Origin of the sequence: Oerskovia enterophila (genome assembly GCF_001692445.1) — a bacterium.
Taxonomy (GTDB): Bacteria; Actinomycetota; Actinomycetes; order Actinomycetales; family Cellulomonadaceae; genus Oerskovia; species Oerskovia enterophila.
Genome location: NZ_MAQA01000007.1, coordinates 50,036 through 68,928, shown reverse-complemented (window position 1 = coordinate 68,928; position 18,893 = coordinate 50,036). Strand labels below are relative to the sequence as shown.

General features: G+C 73.1%; 17 protein-coding genes. 5 read left to right on the top strand and 12 right to left on the bottom strand.

Annotation, left to right across the window (positions count from 1 at the left end):
* Positions 1 to 78 precede the first annotated feature (78 nt).
* The gene (locus OERS_RS04750; protein WP_068624832.1) at positions 79 to 2,091 is read right to left on the bottom strand and encodes an APC family permease; all 2,013 of its coding nucleotides are present in this window, start codon (positions 2,089 to 2,091) and stop codon (positions 79 to 81) included.
* Positions 2,092 to 2,216: 125 nt separating this feature from the next.
* On the opposite strand from OERS_RS04750, the gene OERS_RS04745 reads away from it, so the two are divergent.
* Entirely contained in the window at positions 2,217 to 2,870 is a 654-nt protein-coding gene (locus tag OERS_RS04745; protein WP_068624903.1) for a potassium channel family protein, read from the top strand.
* A complete protein-coding gene (locus tag OERS_RS04740; protein WP_056650156.1) occupies positions 2,870 to 3,583 on the top strand; it encodes a potassium channel family protein in 714 nt (237 codons plus the stop codon). The genes OERS_RS04745 and OERS_RS04740 overlap by 1 nt, the downstream gene beginning before the upstream one ends.
* A 95-nt stretch (positions 3,584 to 3,678) precedes the next feature.
* Here OERS_RS04740 and OERS_RS04735 read toward each other — a convergent pair whose 3' ends face one another.
* The 4 genes from OERS_RS04735 to dut form a co-directional block, all read right to left on the bottom strand.
* A complete protein-coding gene (locus OERS_RS04735) occupies positions 3,679 to 4,578 on the bottom strand; it encodes a DUF3159 domain-containing protein (RefSeq protein WP_083201221.1) in 900 nt (299 codons plus the stop codon).
* 34 nt (positions 4,579 to 4,612) lie between these two features.
* Positions 4,613 to 4,981 (bottom strand): OB-fold nucleic acid binding domain-containing protein, encoded by a 369-nt coding sequence (locus tag OERS_RS04730; protein ID WP_056763556.1) that lies wholly within the window; start codon positions 4,979 to 4,981, stop codon positions 4,613 to 4,615.
* Positions 4,982 to 4,987: 6 nt separating this feature from the next.
* A complete protein-coding gene (locus tag OERS_RS04725) occupies positions 4,988 to 5,740 on the bottom strand; it encodes a DUF3710 domain-containing protein (protein ID WP_068624829.1) in 753 nt (250 codons plus the stop codon).
* A gap of 150 nt (positions 5,741 to 5,890) precedes the next feature.
* A complete protein-coding gene (dut, locus tag OERS_RS04720) occupies positions 5,891 to 6,394 on the bottom strand; it encodes a dUTP diphosphatase (protein ID WP_248948353.1) in 504 nt (167 codons plus the stop codon).
* An 83-nt stretch (positions 6,395 to 6,477) separates the two neighbouring features.
* Between dut and OERS_RS04715 the strand changes: the two genes are divergently transcribed.
* Positions 6,478 to 6,957, top strand: coding sequence for a DUF3093 domain-containing protein (locus tag OERS_RS04715; RefSeq protein ID WP_068624826.1), 480 nt, complete (start codon positions 6,478 to 6,480; stop codon positions 6,955 to 6,957).
* Between the two features lie 100 nt (positions 6,958 to 7,057).
* Here the strand turns inward: OERS_RS04715 and OERS_RS04710 are convergent, their stop codons facing one another.
* From OERS_RS04710 to OERS_RS04700, 3 genes are all read right to left on the bottom strand, one after another.
* Positions 7,058 to 7,357, bottom strand: coding sequence for a DUF4193 domain-containing protein (locus OERS_RS04710; protein ID WP_056650168.1), 300 nt, complete (start codon positions 7,355 to 7,357; stop codon positions 7,058 to 7,060).
* 234 nt (positions 7,358 to 7,591) lie between these two features.
* Positions 7,592 to 8,443 carry an inositol monophosphatase family protein gene (locus tag OERS_RS04705; protein ID WP_282956061.1) on the bottom strand — a complete coding sequence of 284 codons (852 nt, stop codon included), beginning with the start codon at positions 8,441 to 8,443 and terminating at the stop codon, positions 7,592 to 7,594.
* 3 nt (positions 8,444 to 8,446) lie between these two features.
* The gene (locus OERS_RS04700; protein ID WP_322788279.1) at positions 8,447 to 9,097 is read right to left on the bottom strand and encodes a trimeric intracellular cation channel family protein; all 651 of its coding nucleotides are present in this window, start codon (positions 9,095 to 9,097) and stop codon (positions 8,447 to 8,449) included.
* Between the two features lie 134 nt (positions 9,098 to 9,231).
* Here OERS_RS04700 and sepH point away from each other — a divergent pair, with 134 nt between their 5' ends.
* Entirely contained in the window at positions 9,232 to 10,533 is a 1,302-nt protein-coding gene (gene sepH, locus OERS_RS04695) for a septation protein SepH (RefSeq protein WP_068624822.1), read from the top strand.
* An 89-nt stretch (positions 10,534 to 10,622) separates the two neighbouring features.
* On the opposite strand, the gene OERS_RS04690 is transcribed toward sepH, so the two are convergent.
* From OERS_RS04690 to OERS_RS04675, 4 genes are all read right to left on the bottom strand, one after another.
* Complete coding sequence (locus tag OERS_RS04690; protein ID WP_068624820.1) at positions 10,623 to 11,285, bottom strand: thymidine kinase; 663 nt, start codon at positions 11,283 to 11,285, stop codon at positions 10,623 to 10,625.
* 84 nt (positions 11,286 to 11,369) lie between these two features.
* Positions 11,370 to 12,542, bottom strand: coding sequence for an alkaline phosphatase family protein (locus OERS_RS04685; protein ID WP_068624818.1), 1,173 nt, complete (start codon positions 12,540 to 12,542; stop codon positions 11,370 to 11,372).
* Positions 12,539 to 13,141, bottom strand: a complete 603-nt coding sequence (locus OERS_RS04680; RefSeq protein ID WP_056650182.1) for a DUF5998 family protein — start codon at positions 13,139 to 13,141, stop codon at positions 12,539 to 12,541. The genes OERS_RS04685 and OERS_RS04680 overlap by 4 nt, the downstream gene beginning before the upstream one ends.
* Before the next feature lie 87 nt (positions 13,142 to 13,228).
* Entirely contained in the window at positions 13,229 to 16,099 is a 2,871-nt protein-coding gene (locus OERS_RS04675; protein ID WP_068624816.1) for a bifunctional acetate--CoA ligase family protein/GNAT family N-acetyltransferase, read from the bottom strand.
* Between the two features lie 220 nt (positions 16,100 to 16,319).
* On the opposite strand from OERS_RS04675, the gene OERS_RS04670 reads away from it, so the two are divergent.
* Positions 16,320 to 18,803: a DNA gyrase/topoisomerase IV subunit A gene (locus OERS_RS04670; RefSeq protein WP_056650188.1), complete on the top strand. Its 2,484-nt coding sequence runs from the start codon at positions 16,320 to 16,322 to the stop codon at positions 18,801 to 18,803.
* The last annotated feature ends 90 nt before the right edge of the window (positions 18,804 to 18,893 follow it).

Here is an 18,893-nt window from a genome sequence, read left to right as displayed (position 1 = left end):
CCCCCTAGTATCCCGGACGCGGACGGACTTCGTCCCCGATCCGATGCCCGACGTCACGTGGGGCCGCACACGTCCGGCTCAGTAGCGGCGGTTGATCCGCTTCTGCGCCGCGAAGCCCTCCTTCTCGAGGCCCGTCTGCCCCTTGGTCGAGGAGAGCTGCCACGGCACCGATGCCACGACCACGCCCGGGGTGAACAGGAGCCGCCCCTTGAGGCGCAGCGCGCTCTGGTTGTGCAGGAGGTGCTCCCACCAGTGCCCCACGACGTACTCGGGGATGTAGACCACGACCAGGTCGCGCGGGCTCTCGCGGTGGATCGAACGCACGTAGGACAGGATCGGTCGGGTGATCTCACGGAACGGCGAGTCCAGGACGCGCAGCGGGACCGGGATGTCGAGCGCCTCCCACTCCGCGGTGAACTCGGCGACCTCGTCCGCGTCGACGCCCACCGTCACGGCCTCGAGCACCGAGGGCCGCGAGGCGCGGGCGTAGGCCAGGGCCCGCATGGTGGGCTTGTGCAGCTTGGAGACCAGGACGAGCGCATGGACCCGGCTCGGCAGCGCGCGCGCGGCCGCGGGGTCCTCACCCAGGGTGAGCTCGTCGCGCACCGAGTCGTAGTGCTTGCGGATCGCCCGCATGAGCACGAACACGAAGGCCATCGCGAGGATGGCGATCCAGGCCCCGTGCGTGAACTTGGTGAGCAGCACGATGACCAGGACGGTCCCGGTCATGCCGAACCCGATCGTGTTGACGACGCGCGAGCGCTTCATCTTGGTCCGGAACCGCGGGTCCGGGGTGGTGCGCAGCTCGCGGGTCCAGTGCTTGATCATCCCGAGCTGAGACAGCGTGAAGGACACGAACACGCCCACGATGTAGAGCTGGATCAGTCGCGTGACCTGGGCGTCGAACGCCCAGATGAGGGCGATCGCCGCGACCGCGAGGGTCACGATGCCGTTCGAGAACGCGAGGCGGTCGCCGCGCGTGTGGAGCTGGCGCGGCAGGTATCCGTCCTTGGCCAGGATCGAGGCCAGGACCGGGAAGCCGTTGAACGCGGTGTTGGCCGCGAAGACCAGGATGAGGCCCGTGACGGCGGCCACGAGGTAGAACGCGATCGGGACACCCTGGAACACCGCCTGGGCGAGCTGACCGATGACCGGGTCCTGCACGAAGTCGTCGGGCACGGGCTGACCGTTGATCGTGAGCTGCTCGGTCGGGTTCTCGGCGAAGTGCACGCCGGTCTTCTGGGCCAGGAAGAGGATCGCCATGATCATGAAGGCCGAGATCGACCCGAGCAGGGCGAGCGTCGTGGCCGCGTTGCGCGACTTGGGCTTCTTGAACGCCGGCACGCCGTTGCTGATCGCCTCGACACCCGTGAGGGCGGCACAGCCCGACGCGAAGGCGCGCGCCACGAGGAACGCTCCCGCGAGCCCGGTCAGCCCCTGGTCGAAATGGCTCTCCGCGACGAGCTCGTAGGTCGAGCTCTCGGCCATGGGCAGGGTGCCCGTGGCGTACCGGACGAACCCGACGACGGCCGTCATCCCGATCGCGAACATGAACAGGTACACGGGGATCGCGAAGAACGAGCCCGACTCCTTGACCCCGCGCAGGTTGACCAGGGTCAGCAGCACGACCAGGGTGATCGCGAACGCCGCCTCGTGGCCCCGCAGGAACGGCAGCGCAGCCGCGGCGTACTGCGCACCCGAGGAGATCGAGACGGCCACCGTCAGGACGTAGTCGACCATGAGCGCCGACGCCACGCCGACGCCCGCGGTCGGCCCCAGGTTGACGGTGGCGACCTCGTAGTCCCCGCCGCCCGAGGGGTAGGCGTGCACGTTCTGGCGGTACGACGCCACCACGGTCAGCAGGACGACGACGACCGCCAGCCCCACCCACGGGGAGATGGTCGTGGCCGCGAGGCCGGCGATCGAGAGGGTCAGCAGGATCTCGTCCGGGGCGTACGCGACGGACGAGAGCGCGTCCGAGGCGAAGACCGGGAGCGCGATGCGCTTCGGTAGCAGGGTGTGCCCCAGGTCGTCGCTGCGGACGGGACGTCCGAGCAGCAATCGTTTGGCGGCATCAGCGATATCCGACACGTTGGCCCATGCTAGGCCCTCTGGGGGCCCTTGACCCCTCCACGGCCCGACCGGTCTCGTCGCCCGGCTCCTGTACGTGGACGTGACGCCGTCGCGGTAGCGTTTCGCTCGTGCACTTCGTGATCATGGGATGTGGCCGTGTCGGCGCCACCCTCGCCCAGTCTCTCGAGAACCGCGGCCACTCGGTGGCCGTGGTCGACCAGAACCCCGACGCCTTCCGACGGCTGTCCGCGGAGTTCTCCGGCAAGAAGGTCACGGGCCTCGGGTTCGACCGGGACACGCTCGTCCAGGCGGGCATCGAGGACGCCTACGCGTTCGCCGCGGTCTCCGACGGCGACAACTCGAACATCCTCGCCGCGCGCGTGGTGCGCGAGACGTACGGCGTCGACAACGTCGTGGCCCGCATCTACGACCCTCACCGTGCGGAGATCTACCAGCGCCTCGGGATCCCGACGGTCGCGACCGTCCGCTGGACCTCGGACCAGGTCCTGCGCCGCATGCTCCCGCTCGGCGCGACCGACGAGTACCGCGACCCCTCGGGCCAGGTCCGCCTCGCGCAGACCGACTTCCACCCGGGCTGGGTCGGTCACGCGGTCGGGACCATCGAGTCGGCGACCAGCGCGCGGGTCGCGTTCCTCGGCCGGTTCGGCGAGGGGGTCCTGGCGACCCCCAGCACCGTCCTGCAGGAGAACGACGTGCTGCACGTCCTCATGCGCAGCGCGGACGCCCCCACGGTCGAGCGCGTCCTCACGCACGCCCCCTCACTCAAGGAGAACTGATGCGCGTCGTCGTCGTCGGAGCAGGCTCTGTCGGGCGCTCGATCGCCCGCGAGCTGCTCAGCCATGACCACGAGGTCACCATCATCGACAAGCAGCCCGCGGCGATGCGGGTCGCGCAGGTGGCCGACGCGGACTGGCTCCTCGCGGACGCGTGCGAGCTCTCGACCCTGTCGGAGGCCAAGGTCGACGAGTGCGACGTGATCGTCGCCGCCACGGGAGACGACAAGGTCAACCTCGTCGTGTCGCTGCTCGCCAAGACCGAGTTCGGCGTGCCGCGCACGGTCGCCCGCGTCAACAACCCCAAGAACGAGTGGATGTTCGACGAGTCGTGGGGCGTGGACGTCGCCGTGTCGACCCCGCGCATCATGACCTCGATGGTCGAGGAGGCCGTCGCGGTCGGCGACCTGGTGCGGATCTTCACGTTCCACCAGTCGGGCGCGGACATCCTCGAGCTCACGCTGCCCCCGGACTCACCGCTCATCGGCACCCGGGTCGGTCAGGTCGCGTGGCCCCAGGACACGGTCCTCGCGGCGATCGTGCGCGGGACCCAGCCGATCACGCCGAGCATCGACGACACCCTCGAGGTGGGCGACGAGCTGCTCATCGTGACGGGTCGGGACGTCGACGAGGCTGCGCTCCTCAAGGTGCTGGTCGACCCGACCGACGACGGCAGCACCGGCATCGTCGACGAGACCACGGGCCTGCCCGTCTGACCACGGGTCGCCGACCCGCGCCCCGGTCCGCCCGGGCGTGGGTCGACTCGGGCCAGGTGCGCGGACCGGCTCGCGAGGCGCTGCAGCAGCTCGGCTCAGGCCGACGCAGGGGCAGCAGGCCCCTCGTCCGCGACCCGCGGGCGACGGACCAGCAGCCAGGTCACCCAGAGCGTCAGCGCCCACAACGGGATGCCCATGACGAGCCGGGCCGTGCCGAGCCAGGCGACCGCGTCCTCGCCCGCCATGAACAGCGGGACCTGCACGGCAAGCCGCAGCGCGAACATGCCGACCCAGAGCCACGTCGCGAGCGCGTAGCGACGCATGAGATCCGCGTCCCCGCGCCAGCGACGGGCCCACGCCGTGAAGGCCCCCGGGGCGGGCTCGTCGCCCTCGCGCGGGACCTGCGCCTCGCCCGCCGCGACGGGTGCTGCGGAGGTCGCTCCGGCGTCGGGCTCGTCGCTCGACGCGACCGCGGCCTTGACCTTGTCCCCGTCCGTCCACCCGCTGCGCAGCGCCTCGACGACGAGCCCGACCACGGGCCAGCGCACCAGCACCGAGACCGCCATCGCGACCAGGTACGCCGCGTTCGTCAGCAGTCCTGCGGCGTAGTAGTTCTGGGCCTCGCCCGACTTCCAGGCCCACAGGACGCCGATCGCGACCCCCAGGAACCCTCCGAAGGCCTGCGTGATGGGCGTGCGCTGGACCAGCCGCGCCGCCACGGCCACGAGCGCCACCGCGACCGACGCGATGAGCGCGGGCTGGAGCGTGTTGCCCGTGACGATGAACACGACCACGAACACGAGCCCCGGGGCCATGGACTCCACGAGCCCGCGCACCCCGCCGATCGAGTCGGCGAGCGAGAACGAGTCCCCCGTCAGGGCGCGCACACCCCGGGCGGCGCCCTCGTCCGGGGGCACGACGTCGTCGATCGCGTCCGCGACCTCTTCCACCTCCCGGGCGAGCGGCTCGGGGGCGGCAGGGTGCTCGTGCGTCATGTCGTCTCTCTCGCCTGCGGGGTGGGTCACGGGCTCACTCGCCGGCGCGAGGGCGCAGCTCGTAGCGGGGGTTGAACATGGTGCGCCGGCCCGCGATCTCGCAGACCAGGCCCTCGACACGGACGCGACGTCCCGGCTCGATCCCGGCGATGCGCCGACGACCGAGCCAGACCAGGTCGAGCGAGCCCGAGCCGTCGTACAGCTCGGCCTCGACCGTCGGCACACCCTCACGGGGCCGCAGGATCACCGAGCGCAGGACCCCCGAGACGTGGGCCCGCTTGCGGTTCGCGAGGTCCGCGACCGCCGAGCACCCCGTCTGCCGGGACGCCTCGTGACGTTCCTCGTCCGCGGCGATCTCCTCCTGGGAGGCCAGCACCGCGTGCAGCGCCTGACGCAGCGACATCTCGGGTCAGCGCCTCTCGGTGATCTCGGGCCCGCGCGTGAGCGGGTCGAAGGCCGGGAGCGACGGGGCCGCGCCGTCGGGGGCGGCGGCCGCGGGACGCGGCGCCTGACCGGGCAGGTGCATGGCCAGCAGGTCGCGCGGCGGCCGGGCGTTGTTGTCGCGGACCACGACGATGTTGGCGAAGACCGACTCGAGCAGGCGTGCCGCCTCCGGGTCCACGGCGGCCTTGCCCGTGAGGACCCCGCGCAGGAACCAGCGCGGACCGTCGACGCCCACGAACCGGGCAGCACGGAAGCCGCGCTGGCCGTCCGGTCCCGTGACCGGGAGCTTCGCGAGCAGCTCGCGACCGAACGGACCGGGGATGTCGTCGACCGTCCCGCCCTGCTGGGTCACGGACTCGGCGATCTCCTCGCGGATCTCGTCCCAGATGCCCATGGTCTTGGGGGCGGCGAATGCCTGGACCTGCAGCGCCGAGCCGTTGACCGCCGCGGCGGCCCCCGTGATCTTCTGGGTCTTCTTGTCGACCTCCATGCGCAGCTCCATGCCCGGGACGCCCGGGAGCCAGATGGCTCCGAGGTCCGCACGGGCACCGAGCTCGCTGACCTGGGAGGAGTCGAACGGGCCACGGGTGCCCGCGGCCGGGGCCACGGGTGCCGAGCTCTCGTCCGCACCCGCCGGAGCCTCCACGGACTCGGAGCCCTCGGCGACGACCGCCTCGTCGCTCGACTGCTGCGACGCACTACGCCGGAACAAACCCACGGAAGCTCTCCTTCAGCTCTTCGCCGCGTCGACCATCGACAGCGACTCGTACGGGACGGCGTGCACCGATCCCCGTCCCCACCACACTAGACCGCCGCGCCGCTCCCGTGACCGCCCTCGGCCACGAGCGAACACGGCGGGCACCCGGGCTCACTGCCCGGTGGCCCACCCGCCGCTCGAGCCGAACCCGCCCTCGCCCCGGTGCGACCCGGGCAGCCTCTCCGCCAGGAGGAAGCGCGCGTGCTCGACCTTCTGGATCACGAGCTGCGCGATGCGGTCGCCGCGGTGCAGGACGACCGGCTCCGACGCGTCGGTGTTGTGCAGGATCACCTTGATCTCGCCGCGGTACCCCGCGTCGACGGTCCCGGGCGCGTTGACGATCGTCAGGCCGTGCCGAGCCGCGAGGCCCGAGCGCGGGTGCACGAACGCCGCATACCCGTCCGGGAGCGCGATCGCGAGCCCCGTGGGCACGGTCGCCCGGCCCTGCGGCGCGATCACCACGTCCACGGTCGTCACGAGGTCCGCCCCGGCATCTCCCGGGTGGGCGTACGACGGGACCGCCGCGACGTCGTCGAGCAGCTGGACGAGCACCTCGACGTCGCCCGGGCGGGCGGACGAGGGCACGGGCACGCGCGAGGGCGCAGGTTCTTCGATGGGCACCCGCAGAGCCTAGTGCTCGACGGGCGGGGCGGCGAACATCGCCACGGGGCACCTCGCGGACCTGGGATGATGAACCCATGCCTCAGCCTGACGCCGCCTACCGCGAACGCCTCCTGCCCGGACCCGGCGGCTGGTCCGCCGCCCTCGCCTTCGCCGTCATCCTGGGCATCGCCCTGTGGCCCGTGGACGAGGTCCTGTCCTACGCCACCGCGGGCATCGCCCTGGTGGTCCTCGTGGGCCTGCTCTGGTGGACGTCGCCCGTGGTCGCGGTGGCGCCGGGCACCGACGGCACGCCCCACCTGCGGGCCGGACGAGCCGTCATCCCCACCTCGCTGCTGCGCGACGTCACGGTCCTGGACCGCGAGGCGATGACGCACGAGCTCGGTCCGGGGCTCGACGCGCGCGCGTACGTGTGCCTGCGGGCCTGGGCCCGCACGGGCGTCCGTGTCGAGGTCGACGACCCGGCGGACCCGACGCCGTACTGGCTCGTCTCCACGCGCCACGCCCCCGCGCTCGCCGCCGCGATCACGGCCTCGGCGCGGTCCGCGTCGGCCTGAGCCACCGGCCCCCGGGGCGCCCCCCGCCGGGGCCCCCTGCACGCGCGAACGGCCGCCACCCCGAGGGGTGACGGCCGTTCGTCGTGAGAGGGTTCGGCGCTCAGGCCGCGCACTCCGAGCAGATCTGCTGCCCGTTCTTCTCGTACGCGAGCTGGCTGCGGTGGTGCACGAGGAAGCAGCTCGAACAGGTGAACTCGTCAGCCTGCCGAGGAAGCACACGGACCGAGAACTCTTCGCCGGACAGGTCCGCGCCCGGGAGCTCGAACCCTTCGGCTGCTTCGGTCTCGTCCTCGTCCACAACGCCCGAGCTCTTGTCGGAGCGACGAGCCTGCAGCTCTTGGATCGAGTCCTCGCTGAGATCCTCTTCGCTCTTGCGGGGGGCGTCGTAGTCAGTTGCCATCTGTGGGGTCACACTCCGGAACGTCGTGGTCGAACATGGGGGTCGTTCGGTCCGGCGAAGGCCGTCGAACTGGCACTCCGTAGGACGCTTCGCGAGACGTCCTGACTGGTGTACGCGGTGTAATGCTCCGCCACCCGGAATTGTTCCCGGTGGCCCCCGGATTCTGCACCAAATACCGCGCGAGCGCACCCTCAGCGCGGGGTGTTCCTCGTCACCCCTGCGGCGGCCCGAGGATCAGACCCCCGAATCGGCTCCCGCCGACTCGAGGATCGCGACCAGCGCGTCGACCGCGGCGGGCGGTCCGGCGACCGTCATGTCCGCTCCGGCCGGGCGTCCCCGCAGGCCGGTCACGAGCGCTCCGGCCTCCTGGGCCACGAGGGCCCCGGCCGCGAGGTCCCACGGGTTCAGCCCGCGCTCGTAGTACAGGTCGAGGCTCCCGGTCGCGACCAGGCACAGGTCGATCGCCGCGGACCCGAGCCGGCGGATGTCGCGGACCTGCGGCAGGACCGTCGTCAGGACCTCGGCCTGGTGACGGCGCCGCTCGGCGTCGTACGCGAACCCGGTGCCGACCAACGAGGTCGCGAGCGGTCCCGCCGGGTTGACGCGTACGGGCTCGCCGTCGAGCGTCGCGCCCGCCCCGAGCCCCGCCGTCCAGGTCCGGCCGTCGACGATCGAGTGCACCGCCCCAGCGAGCACGGTCCACTGCGCGGGGTCCGGGGGGCCCACGACGACCGCGACCGAGATCGCGTACGAGGCCACCGAGTAGAGGTAGTTGACGGTGCCGTCGATCGGGTCGATGACCCAGGTGAGGCCCGACGTCCCCTCGGAGGCCCCCTCCTCCTCGCCGAGGATGGCGTCGTCGGGCCGCTCCCGCGCGATGATCCGGCGCAGCAGGGCCTCGGACTCGGCGTCCATGGCCGTCACGACGTCGACCGCGCTCGACTTGGTCGCGGCCACCTCGACGTGCTCGGGGCGGCCCTCGCGCACGAGCGCTCCCGCCTCCCTGGCCATGCTCTCGGCGAGCGCGCGCAGAGCGGCGATCGTGACGTCGTCGGGCAGGCGGGGGTCATCGATGAAGAAGGTCACGGCTCACATCCTGCCCGACCCCGCACCCCCGCGACGACCCGACCACGGCCCCGGGACGGTCCACCGGAGCCGGAGCGAGACCAGCCGGAAGCCGAACACCAGGGCGATCGTCGCGAGCTGGCTCCAGAGCGTGAGCCACCCCTCGTGCCACAGCACGGCCGTGATCGCGGCCCCGACGATCGCGGGGACCGCGTAGAGCTGGCGGTCCTGGAGGATGAGCGGCGCCTCGCTGCTCAGCAGGTCGCGCAGGATCCCGCCCCCGATCCCCGTGAGCGTCCCCACGATGACCGCGGCCATCATCCCGACGCCGTAGTCGAGGCCCTTGGTCGTCCCGACCACGACGAAGAGCGCGAGCGCACCGGCGTCGAGCACGATGATGCCGCGGCGCATGCGTTCGAGGCGTGGGTGGAAGAAGTAGATGACGACGCCGGCCGCGAGCGCCGCGACCACGAGCCTCCAGCTCGAGATCCCGACGGGGGGTATGGCGCCGATGAGCACGTCGCGCAGCATCCCGCCGCCCAGCCCGGTCGCCCAGGCGAGCACCAGGACCCCGAAGATGTCGAAGGACTTGCGGATCGCGGCCAGCCCTCCGGACAGCGCGGCGCAGAACACCGCGCCCAGTTCGAGGACGTCGTCCAGGGGGAACTCGATCACGGGGAGAATCATCCCAGCAGACCTCACCGGGCGGCACACCGAGCCGCCTGCGCCGTCCCGGCGCGCCGGGGTGGCACTCTCGGGAGTGCAGGCCCACCGGCGACGAGCCGGTCTGCGACGTCGTTGGAGGATTCATGAGTGAGCTTGAGCTGGTGAGGGTGCACGAGGACGGGGAGCATCTCGTCCTCGCCGGACCGGACGGTGCGCGCTTCACCCTGCCCGTCGACGACGCGTTGCGCGCCGCCATGCGCCGCGACCGCGCCCAGCTCGAACACCTGCGCTCGCAGTCCCCCGACGTGCTGCCCGTGCGCGAGATCCAGGCACAGTTGCGCGCAGGGCTCAGTGCCCGCGAGGTGGCCGAGAAGGCCGGCATCCCGATCGAGCAGGTCCACCGCTTCGAGGGCCCCGTGCTCGCCGAGCAGGAGTACGTCGTGGGTCAGGTGCTCAAGAACCGCGCGGGCCACGACGACGACTCCCCCACGCTGGGCGAGGTGGTCTCCGAGCGCCTCACGGCACGGGGCGTCGCCGAGGACGACGTCGAGTGGTCCGCCGCGCGCACGCACGCGGGCCCGTGGACCGTCACGGCGCTCTTCCTCATCGGTGACCGTGCGCGCAGCGCGCGCTGGTCGTACGACCCCCAGAACCGCACGCTGCACGCGCTCGAGGACGAGGCTCGCTGGTTGTCGGGCACCGACGTCGCCGAGGAGCCCGTCCGCGGGGTCCGCGGCGCGCTGTTCGACCACTCGGCCCGGGGCGGGCAGGCTTCGGCAGGCCCGTCGCCGTCGACAGCCCGGTCGGCACCGTCCGCCTCGTCGCCCGCGGAACCGGCGGACCACGACGACGCGCCGTCCCCGCTGCACGAGGAGACCGACTCGACCTCGTCGATGCTCGACGACCTCAGCCAGCGTCGCGGCGTCCGCCAGCACCGCGACGAGCCCTCGGCCCCGTTCGAGGGGTTCGGGCCTCCGCAGACGTTCGACCTCGGCGAGCGCTCGGGGCGCCGGGACGAGGCACCGGAGGACGATGAGCCCGCGGGGGCCAAGGTCTTCTCGCTGAGCAAGGCGAGCCGCAAGGAGCAGCGTCCGGCGCCCGACGACGGAGCGGCCGACGCGTCGTCGTCGCACCGGGGCACGGGGCACCCTGCGGGCACGGGCCACCGCGGGCCCCACGAGACCGACGACGACCGTGGCGCGGCCGACGCTGACCCGGGCCGGGACGGGGCCGCCGAGGCGAGCACCTCCCGTCCGGGCGCGCCCGCGCACGGAGGACGCGACGTCGTCGGGACCCTGCGGAGCGAGCGCGACGAACCCGACGCGACCGGTGAGCACGGCGAACGCCCCGCACCGCGAACGGGCGAACCGCGTCGCCCGCGCAAGACGCGGGCCAGCGTCCCCTCGTGGGACGAGATCGTGTTCGGCGCCAAGCCCGAGCACTGACCGGCTCTCCCCCGCACGGGTCGACGGCGCTCTCCGCCGGGCGTGCCCTCCGGGGCGCCCGGCGGCGCGTGGGGACCTGGGCCGTGCTCCTACCCCGCGGCCCCCGGCAGGTCGAGCGCGAGCCCGTCCGCGGTCGTCGAGCGCAGCCGCGCGGACGCCGAGGTCATGCGACGCATGTGGTGCCGACGGCACAGGACCTCGTACGCGACCTCGCTCGCGCTCTCGCCCGTGTTGCCGACCACGACCTGGGCCCCCTCGACGACCATCCAGCCGTCGATCGTGCGCGCGTTGTGCGTCGCACGCGCCCCGCACCAGCACAGCGACTGCACCTGGAGCACCTCGACGCGGTCGGCGAGCTCGATGAGCCGCGCCGAGCCCGGGAAGAGGTGCGTGCGGAAGTCGGCCGTGATGCCGAACGCGTAGACGTCGATCTCGACCTCGTCGACCAGGCGGGCCAGCTGCTCGACCTGGGTCGTCGAGTAGAACTGGGCCTCGTCGCAGATCAGGTAGTCGACCGTGGTGCCGCGCATGCGCTCGTCGACCACGAAGGTCCAGAAGTCGGTGTCGTCGCGGACCTCGTGCGCGGCGACCTCGAGTCCCAGGCGCGAGGACAGTCGGTCGGTCCCGGCACGGTCGTTGCGCGAGAAGATCAGTCCGCAACGACCCCGCGCGGTGTGGTTGTGGTCGAGCTGGAGGGCGAGGGTGGACTTGCCGCAGTCCATCGTCCCGGAGAAGAAGACGAGCTCAGCCACGGTCGTGGACCTTTCGGTGCGGGGGAACAGGTCCCCAGGAGGAGGTGACCGGGTGCTCGCGACGCCCGGGCGGAGGCGTCGTGCTCAGGTGGTCGTGACGAGCAGCGGGACCTGCATCTCGGTGCGCGTGAGGGAGCCGTGGACCCCGACGAGCTGCATCGAGGCCGGCGTCTGGGTCCGCGAGTCCACGACCGTGGCGCGGCCGCGCATCGCGACCACGACGTCGCCGATCGTGGGCAGCACGTGCTCCGCGACGGGTCCGAACCACCCCGCGGCGACCGCGTCCTCGCGCAGCGCGACGAGGGCCGCGTCCCCGAGGACCTCGGACCAGCGCCCGGCCACGGCCGCTGCCTGGTCCGCGTGCGTGTAGACGTGCACGGCGCGCGGCTCGCCGCCCACGAGCGCGACCCCGCGGCCGAGCGCGGGCGTCCTGGCGACGTCCCAGCGTTGCGAGCGGTCGACGTCGACCATCCCGTGGTCGGCCGTGACGAGCAGCAGCGTGCCGTGGGGCAGCGACCGGGCCAGGCGTCCGAGCTCGCGGTCGAGGTCGGAGAGCGCGTCGCCCCACTGCCGCGAGCGCCAGCCGTGGTGATGGCCCGCCTTGTCGACGTCTCCCCAGTACAGGTACACCAGGCCGGGGGCCGTGAGCTCCCAGGAGACCGTGTCGACGCGGTCCGCGATGGACTCGGCCGCGACGTAGCGCGCGCCGCGCAGGGCGGCCACGGTCATGCCCGAGCCCGCGAAGCGCGCGGGGCCCACCGACAGGACCTCGCGGCCTGTGGCCGCGACCTGCTCGAGGACGGGCGGCTCCTGCTGGAGCTCCTGGGGCGGGGCCGCTCCCTCCCACGAGACCATGTTGGCCAGACGCCCCGTGGCGGCGTTGCGCTGGGTGTACCCCAGCATGCCCGTCCGCCCGGGCGAGGTCCCCGTGCCGAAGGTCCCGATCGCCGCGGCGGTCGTGCTGGGGAAGCTCGAGGTGAGCACGCGCGAGGACGCGAGGAGCGAGCGCAGGAACGGGGCGTGCCCCGCGCGCTCGGTGAGGTTGGTGTGGCCGAGCCCGTCGACCAGGACGACGCACACACGGTCAGCGGCGGGTAGCGCGAGGTCGGTGCGCGCCTGGGTCGAGCGGGTCCCCGTGGCGGTCGTCAGGTCGACCCCGAGCGCGCCCGCGGCCGCGGGCAGGACCGAGCTGAGCGCGAGCCCGTCGTAGCGGGGGGCGAGCAGGCCGTCGGGCAGGACCTCGGGCAGGACCGTCACCGGCTCGCCCGGCCTGCGTCGCGGCGGGCCGTGGCCGTCGAGAGCTCGCGCGCGAACGCGAGCGCGTTGCGGACGGCGTCGCGGCCCTCCGCCTCGGCGCTCACGCGCACCACGATGTCGTCGGGAGTGATCTGGCCCGTCAGGCCGTGGTCGGCCTCGCAGCCCGGGTCGGGGCACTGGGCGGGCTCGAGGTCGACGCGCGAGACGGCGCCCCAGCCGATCGCGAGCGTGACCTCGATGGGGGGGGTGCCGCTGCGGTGCTTCTCGGGGTCGAGGACGACGTGCGTGAGCGAGACCGAGCGCAGCTCGGTGATCGGCACGGACTCGGTGGTCGCGGCTGCGGAGGCCGAGGGGTTCTCGCTGTCCGCGGGGTGGTCGTCGACGTGGGCCGTGATGAGGCGCGTCGGGGTCAGGACCAGGACGGTCAGGTGGCGACGGACCTCGGTGTCGAACGTCGTCTCGACGTACACCAGGTGGGACACGAGCTCCTCGCCGGCGATCGCGACGTCGAGGACGTCCTGGACCAGCTCGGGGTAGTAGCCCGCACGGCGCAGCTGGGAGGTCAGGTCGGTCCGGGAGGCAGATTCAGCAGATGGCACCCGCGCATTCTCCCACCGCTCGACGCGGCGGGGCCAGTCCGCCCCCGGGCTGTGGGCGCCTCGGCCCCGCGGGGGCCTGTGGACGCCTCAGCCCGGCAGGGCTCGGCGCAGGGTGTCGGCGCGCTGGGCCCCAGCGACCTGGACGCGGGCGCCCAGCACCGCCGCGCCGCGCTCGGCGACCACGACCGGGTAGATCTCGACGCTGCGCAGCTCGGGCAGCTCGTCGGCCATGAGCGACACGCGGGCCAGCAGGTCCTCGAGGGCCGCGGTGTCCGCGACGGGCGCGCCCATGTACCCGAACAGGCGGGGCGCGGCGCGGATCGAGCGGACCATGGTCGCGACGTCGACGTCCGTGAGGGGCGGCACGCCGTAGCTGACGTCGCCCAGGAGGTCGACCGCGTCGCCCGCGAGGCCGAACGAGACGACCGGGCCGAAGAGCTGGTCCTCGGTCGAGCGCACGACGCACGCGACGCCCGCGTCGGCCATGCGCTGGACCTCGAAGGGTGCAGGGCCGTCCGAGTCCCCCTGCTCGTCGTCACCGGTCCCGGTGCTGCAAGCTCCCGGCAGCACGGCCGCGAGCGTCTGGCGCATCTGCTCCACGTCGTCGCGCAGCTCGTCCTCGTCGCCGATGTCGAGGCGCACTCCCCCCAGGTCCGCGCGGTGCCGCAGCGACTCCGCGGTGCTCTTGAGCGCCACGGGCCAGCCGATGTCCTGGGCCGCCGCGACGGCCTCGTCGGCCGTGCGGACGCGGCGCGAGGGCCAGAGCTCGATCCCGTAGGCCGCGAGCAGGCGCGCGACGTCCTGGGCGTCGAGGTCCACCACGGTGTCCCCGACGAGCGCCGCCTCGACCAGGGCGCGCGCCCCGTCGGAGTCGACGCCCGTCGGCCGCTCGACCGTCCCGTGGTCGGCCTCGCGCCAGCGGGCGTACCCGACCACGGCCTCGACCGCGGCGACCGCGTCCTCGGGCGTCGAGTAGGCGGGCACGTGCACCGGCGGGCCGTCGGGGTTCGCCGGGTCGGGGGCCGAGAGCTCCTCGGCGAGCCCGTGCATGCCCAGGACGCTCGCGACCGTGGTGCGACCGCTCGCTGCGGCCGCGCGCGCGACGGCCCGCGAGAACGCCTCCCCGCGCGGTCGCACCGTGGGTACGTGCACCGCGACGACGACGTCGCACGCGTCGGGGGCGAAGATCGCCTCGACCGCGGCCTCGACCTCGGCGTCGTCGGCGTCCTCGGCCACGAAGCCCGACCGGTCCGAGACCACGAGCCCGGCCGACCCCACCGCCTCCGCGACGAGCGCGGTGAGCGCGGCCGACGACGTGAGGAGCCCGATGCGCCGACCGCCCGGCAGCGGCTGGTACGCCAGGAGCTGGGCGATGTCGACCAGGTGGTGGGTGTTCTCGGCGTGGATCACGCCCGACTGGCGCAGCATCTCGTCGAGCGTGCGGCGAGGGGCACGGGTCGAGCGCACCGCGTGCCCGGGCGGCACGACCTGCCCCGAGCGCCCCGCGGTCACGACCACGACGGGCTTGACCGACGCGAGCCTGCGCGCGATGCGGGAGAACTTGCGCGGGTTGCCGATCGACTCGAGGTACAGGCACACGACCGAGGTCTCGGGGTCGTCCTGCCAGAACTGCATGAGGTCGTTGCCCGAGACGTCGGCCCGGTGCCCTGCCGACACGAACGACGAGACCCCGATCCCGCGCCGCAGCGCGGTCGCCAGGAGCGTGACCGCGGTGGGCGCCGACTGGCAGAAGATCCCGATGCTCCCGGCGGGCGGCAGCGCCTCGGCCAGGCTCGCGTTGAGCCGGTGCTCGACGTGGGTCGTGAAGAGCCCGTACGTCGCGGGGCCGACCACGCGCATCCCGGCGGCGTGCGCGGTGCGCAGCAGCTCGCGCCGCAGGGCCAGGCCCTCGGGCCCGGTCTCGGCGTACCCCGCCGAGAGCACGACGACGGCGCGCACGCCCAGGCGCTCGAGCTCGGCCGTGGCCGCGATCGCCTCGCGCGGGGGCAGCGCGAGCAGGGCGAGGTCCACGGGCCCGGGGACGTCCGCGATCCGCCCGAAGAACCGGACGGCCGAGGGGGCCGGTGCGGTGTCGCCCTCTGCCCTCCCCTCGGCTCCTCCCTCCGCGGGCTCTGCGGCGAGGTCGCCGAAGCCCGCCGGAGGAGCGACCCCCACGACGTCGAACGTGCCGTCGCCCGGGTCCGTCGACGCGTTCGCGAGCACGCGCTCTGCCATGAGACGGCTCGCGGTGCCGGGCTCCGCCGTCGGACCCGGCCCGACGAGCAGGACGCGACGCGCCGTGAGCAGGCCGTGCATCGACCGCGCCTCGGCGCGGTGCTCGCGGTCCGCCATGACCGCCCGCGAGCGCTCGGTCGGGTCGAGGTCGACGCTGACGGCGACGATCCCGTCGTCGACGTGCTGGCTCGTGGCGTACCCGGCCTCCTGGAAGACCGCGAGCATCTTGCCGTTCTGCGGCAGCACCTCGGCGCTGAACCGCCGCACCCCGCGCTCCCTCGCCGCGACCGCGAGGTGCTCGAGCAGCACCGAGCCCAGTCCGCGCCCCTGCTCGGCATCGGCGATGTTGAAGGCGACCTCGGCCTCGTGCGGCGTCACCTTGTCGAAGCGCGCGACGCCGATGATGTCCTCGCGCGCGTCCTCTCCCACGCGCTTGACCGCGACCAGGGCCACGCGCTCGTCGTGGTCGACGACCGTGAAGCGCGCGAGGTCACGGTCCGAGAGCCGCTCGATGTTCGCGAAGAAGCGCAGGTAGGTCGAGCGCTCGGACTGCCCCATGTGGAAGCGCTGGAGGGCCGGGGCGTCGGACGGGCGGATGGGGCGCACGTGCGTCGTGCTGCCGTCGCGCAGCACCACGTCCGCCTCCCACTCGACCGGGTACTCCCCCTGGCCGGCGTCGTGGGGCCCCGCGTCGGGCTCCGCCGGGACGTCGTGTCCGCTCACCCGCCCTAGGCTACGTGGGTCGTGGCACCGCTGGTCAGCGGCACGCCCGGTTCGCGGGAGAATGGGGCCCGGGTGTCGGTGCCCCGCAGTATCGTTCGCTGGTGCTGCGCGTCCTGGACCACCAGGCCGCAACCGTGCCCGCCGTGCCCGCCGCACCCGAGCCTTCGCCACGCGACGACCGCTGTCCCCGATCCACCGACCCGCAGGAGCCCGACGACCCATGGCGCGCAGACCGTCCGCCTCGAAAGCCCCGCTCGACCCGAGCGAGGTCCACGAGAAGATCATCGACATCGACGTCACGACGGAGATGGAGGGGTCCTTCCTCGAGTACGCGTACTCGGTCATCTACGCCCGCGCCCTGCCGGACGCGCGCGACGGGCTCAAGCCCGTCCAGCGCCGCATCCTGTTCCAGATGTCCGACATGGGCCTGCGCCCGGACCGCGGCCACGTCAAGTCGGCGCGAGTCGTCGGCGAGGTCATGGGCAAGCTCCACCCGCACGGAGACACCGCGATCTACGACGCGCTGGTCCGCCTGGCCCAGCCGTTCTCGCTGCGCCTGCCCCTCGTCGACGGGCACGGCAACTTCGGGTCGCTCGACGACGGCCCCGCCGCTCCCCGGTACACCGAGGCCCGCCTCGCGACCTCGGCCATGGCCATGACCGTCGGGCTCGACGAGGACGTCGTCGACTTCATCCCGAACTACGACAACAAGCTGACCCAGCCCGAGGTCCTGCCCTCGGCCATCCCCAACCTCCTGGTCAACGGAGCCGCGGGCATCGCGGTCGGCATGGCGACCAACATGGCGCCCCACAACCTGGTCGAGGTCGTCGCCGCGGCCCAGCACCTCATCAAGCACCCCACCGCGGACCTCGAGGCGCTCATGCGCTTCATCCCTGGCCCGGACCTGCCCGGAGGCGGCAAGATCGTCGGCCTCGACGGCATCCGCGACGCCTACCGCACGGGTCGCGGCTCGTTCCGCACCCGGGCCACGGCGCGCGTCGAGAACATCACGGCCAAGCGCAAGGGCATCGTCTTCACCGAGCTGCCCTACCTCGTCGGCCCCGAGAAGGTCATCGAGAAGATCGCCGAGGGCGTGAAGTCGAAGAAGCTCGTGGGCATCACCAACGCGACCGACCTGACCGACCGCGCGCACGGTCTGCGCCTGGTCGTGGAGATCAAGACCGGCTTCAACCCGGAGGCCGTGCTCGAGCAGCTCTACAAGGTCACGCCGCTCGAGGACTCGTTCGGCATCAACAACGTGGCTCTCGTCGAGGGCCAGCCCCGCACGCTGGGGCTGCGTGAGCTGCTCCAGGTGTGGGTCGACCACCGCATCGACGTCGTGCGCCGTCGCAGCTCCTACCGCCTCGCCAAGCGCAAGGAACGACTGCACCTGGTCGAGGGCCTGCTGCTCGCGATCGTCGACATCGACGAGGTCATCCAGGTCATCCGCACGAGCGACGACGCGGACACGGCCCGCACCCGCCTGCGCGAGGTCTTCGACCTCTCCGAGCCCCAGGCCGAGTACATCCTCGAGCTGCGCCTGCGCCGCCTGACCAAGTTCTCCCGCCTCGAGCTCGAGAAGGAGCAGGAGGCCCTGCGCCTCGAGATCGCCCAGCTCGAGGAGATCCTCGGCGACGACGCCAAGCTGCGCGCGGTCGTCTCCGCGGAGATGAAGGAGGTCGCCAAGACCTACGGCACGCCTCGCCGCACCATCCTGCTCGAGTCGGCAGGCGCATCACCCACCTCGGCCCAGGGCGTGCTCGGGACCGTCTCGGCCGTGCCGCTCGAGGTCGAGGACACCCCCTGCTGGGCGCTCATGTCCGCGACCGGGCTCCTGGCCCGCACGAGCGACGCGACCGAGCCCGGGACGGGCGGGCGCCGCCACTCGCACGACGCGCTGCGCGGCACGGTCCTCGCGAGCGTGCGCAGCGACGTCGGGCTCGTCACGAGCCGCGGACGGATCGTGCGTCTCTCGGTGCTGGACCTGCCGACCCTGCCCCCGACCGACGGCGCCCCGAGCCTGTCCGGCGGCGTGCCGCTGAGCGAGATCGTGAGCCTCGAGCCGGGCGAGGCACCGTTGACCATCGTCTCGCTCGACCCCGACGCGCCCACCCTCGCGCTCGGCACCGCAGGCGGCGTGGTCAAGCGCGTCCTCGCGGGCGACATGCCGACCAACCGCGACGCCTGGGAGGTCATCTCCCTCAAGGAGGGCGACAGCGTGGTCGGCGCGGCCCCGGTCACCGACCAGGACGAGCTCGTGTTCGTCAGCTCCGACGCGAACCTGCTGCACTTCGACGCCTCGGCGGTACGCCCCCAGGGGCGCAGCGCGGCCGGCATGGCGGGCATCAAGCTCGGCCCGGACCAGCGCGTCACGTTCTTCGGCGTGGTCGAGGCCGACAGCCGCGACCTCATGACCGTCGTGACCATCGCGGGGTCGGCCGACGCACTGCCGGGCACGCAGGCAGGCGCCGGGAAGGTCACGCCCTACGAGCTGTACCCGGGCAAGGGACGCGCGACGGGCGGCGTCCGGGCCCAGCGCTTCCTCAAGGGCGAGGACTCGCTCATCTTCGCGTGGGTGGGCCGTGGCCCCGGGCGGGCCGTCGGCTCGGCCGGGCAGCCGGTCGACCTCCCGCCCGTCGACCAGCGACGCGACGGCTCGGGCGCCCCGCTCGACGTGCCGATCACCGCGATCGGCGTCGGCTGAGCACAGCACGACCCCGCCGCTCCACGCGGCGGACGGCCGAGGGGTCGACCGGTGTCTCCGGTCGGCCCCTCGGCCGTCTCACGCGGCCGG

Excerpts from the sequence above, each read along its gene's own strand:
- OERS_RS04745 (WP_068624903.1), top strand. The coding sequence starts at position 2,217 with ATGGGATGTGGCCGTGTCGGCGCCACCCTCGCCCAGTCTCTCGAGAAC.
- OERS_RS04740 (WP_056650156.1), top strand. The coding sequence starts at position 2,870 with ATGCGCGTCGTCGTCGTCGGAGCAGGCTCTGTCGGGCGCTCGATCGCC.
- OERS_RS04735 (WP_083201221.1), bottom strand. The coding sequence starts at position 4,578 with ATGACGCACGAGCACCCTGCCGCCCCCGAGCCGCTCGCCCGGGAGGTG.
- OERS_RS04730 (WP_056763556.1), bottom strand. The coding sequence starts at position 4,981 with ATGTCGCTGCGTCAGGCGCTGCACGCGGTGCTGGCCTCCCAGGAGGAG.
- OERS_RS04715 (WP_068624826.1), top strand. The coding sequence starts at position 6,478 with ATGCCTCAGCCTGACGCCGCCTACCGCGAACGCCTCCTGCCCGGACCC.
- OERS_RS04710 (WP_056650168.1), bottom strand. The coding sequence starts at position 7,357 with ATGGCAACTGACTACGACGCCCCCCGCAAGAGCGAAGAGGATCTCAGC.
- sepH (WP_068624822.1), top strand. The coding sequence starts at position 9,232 with ATGAGTGAGCTTGAGCTGGTGAGGGTGCACGAGGACGGGGAGCATCTC.
- OERS_RS04670 (WP_056650188.1), top strand. The coding sequence starts at position 16,320 with ATGGCGCGCAGACCGTCCGCCTCGAAAGCCCCGCTCGACCCGAGCGAG.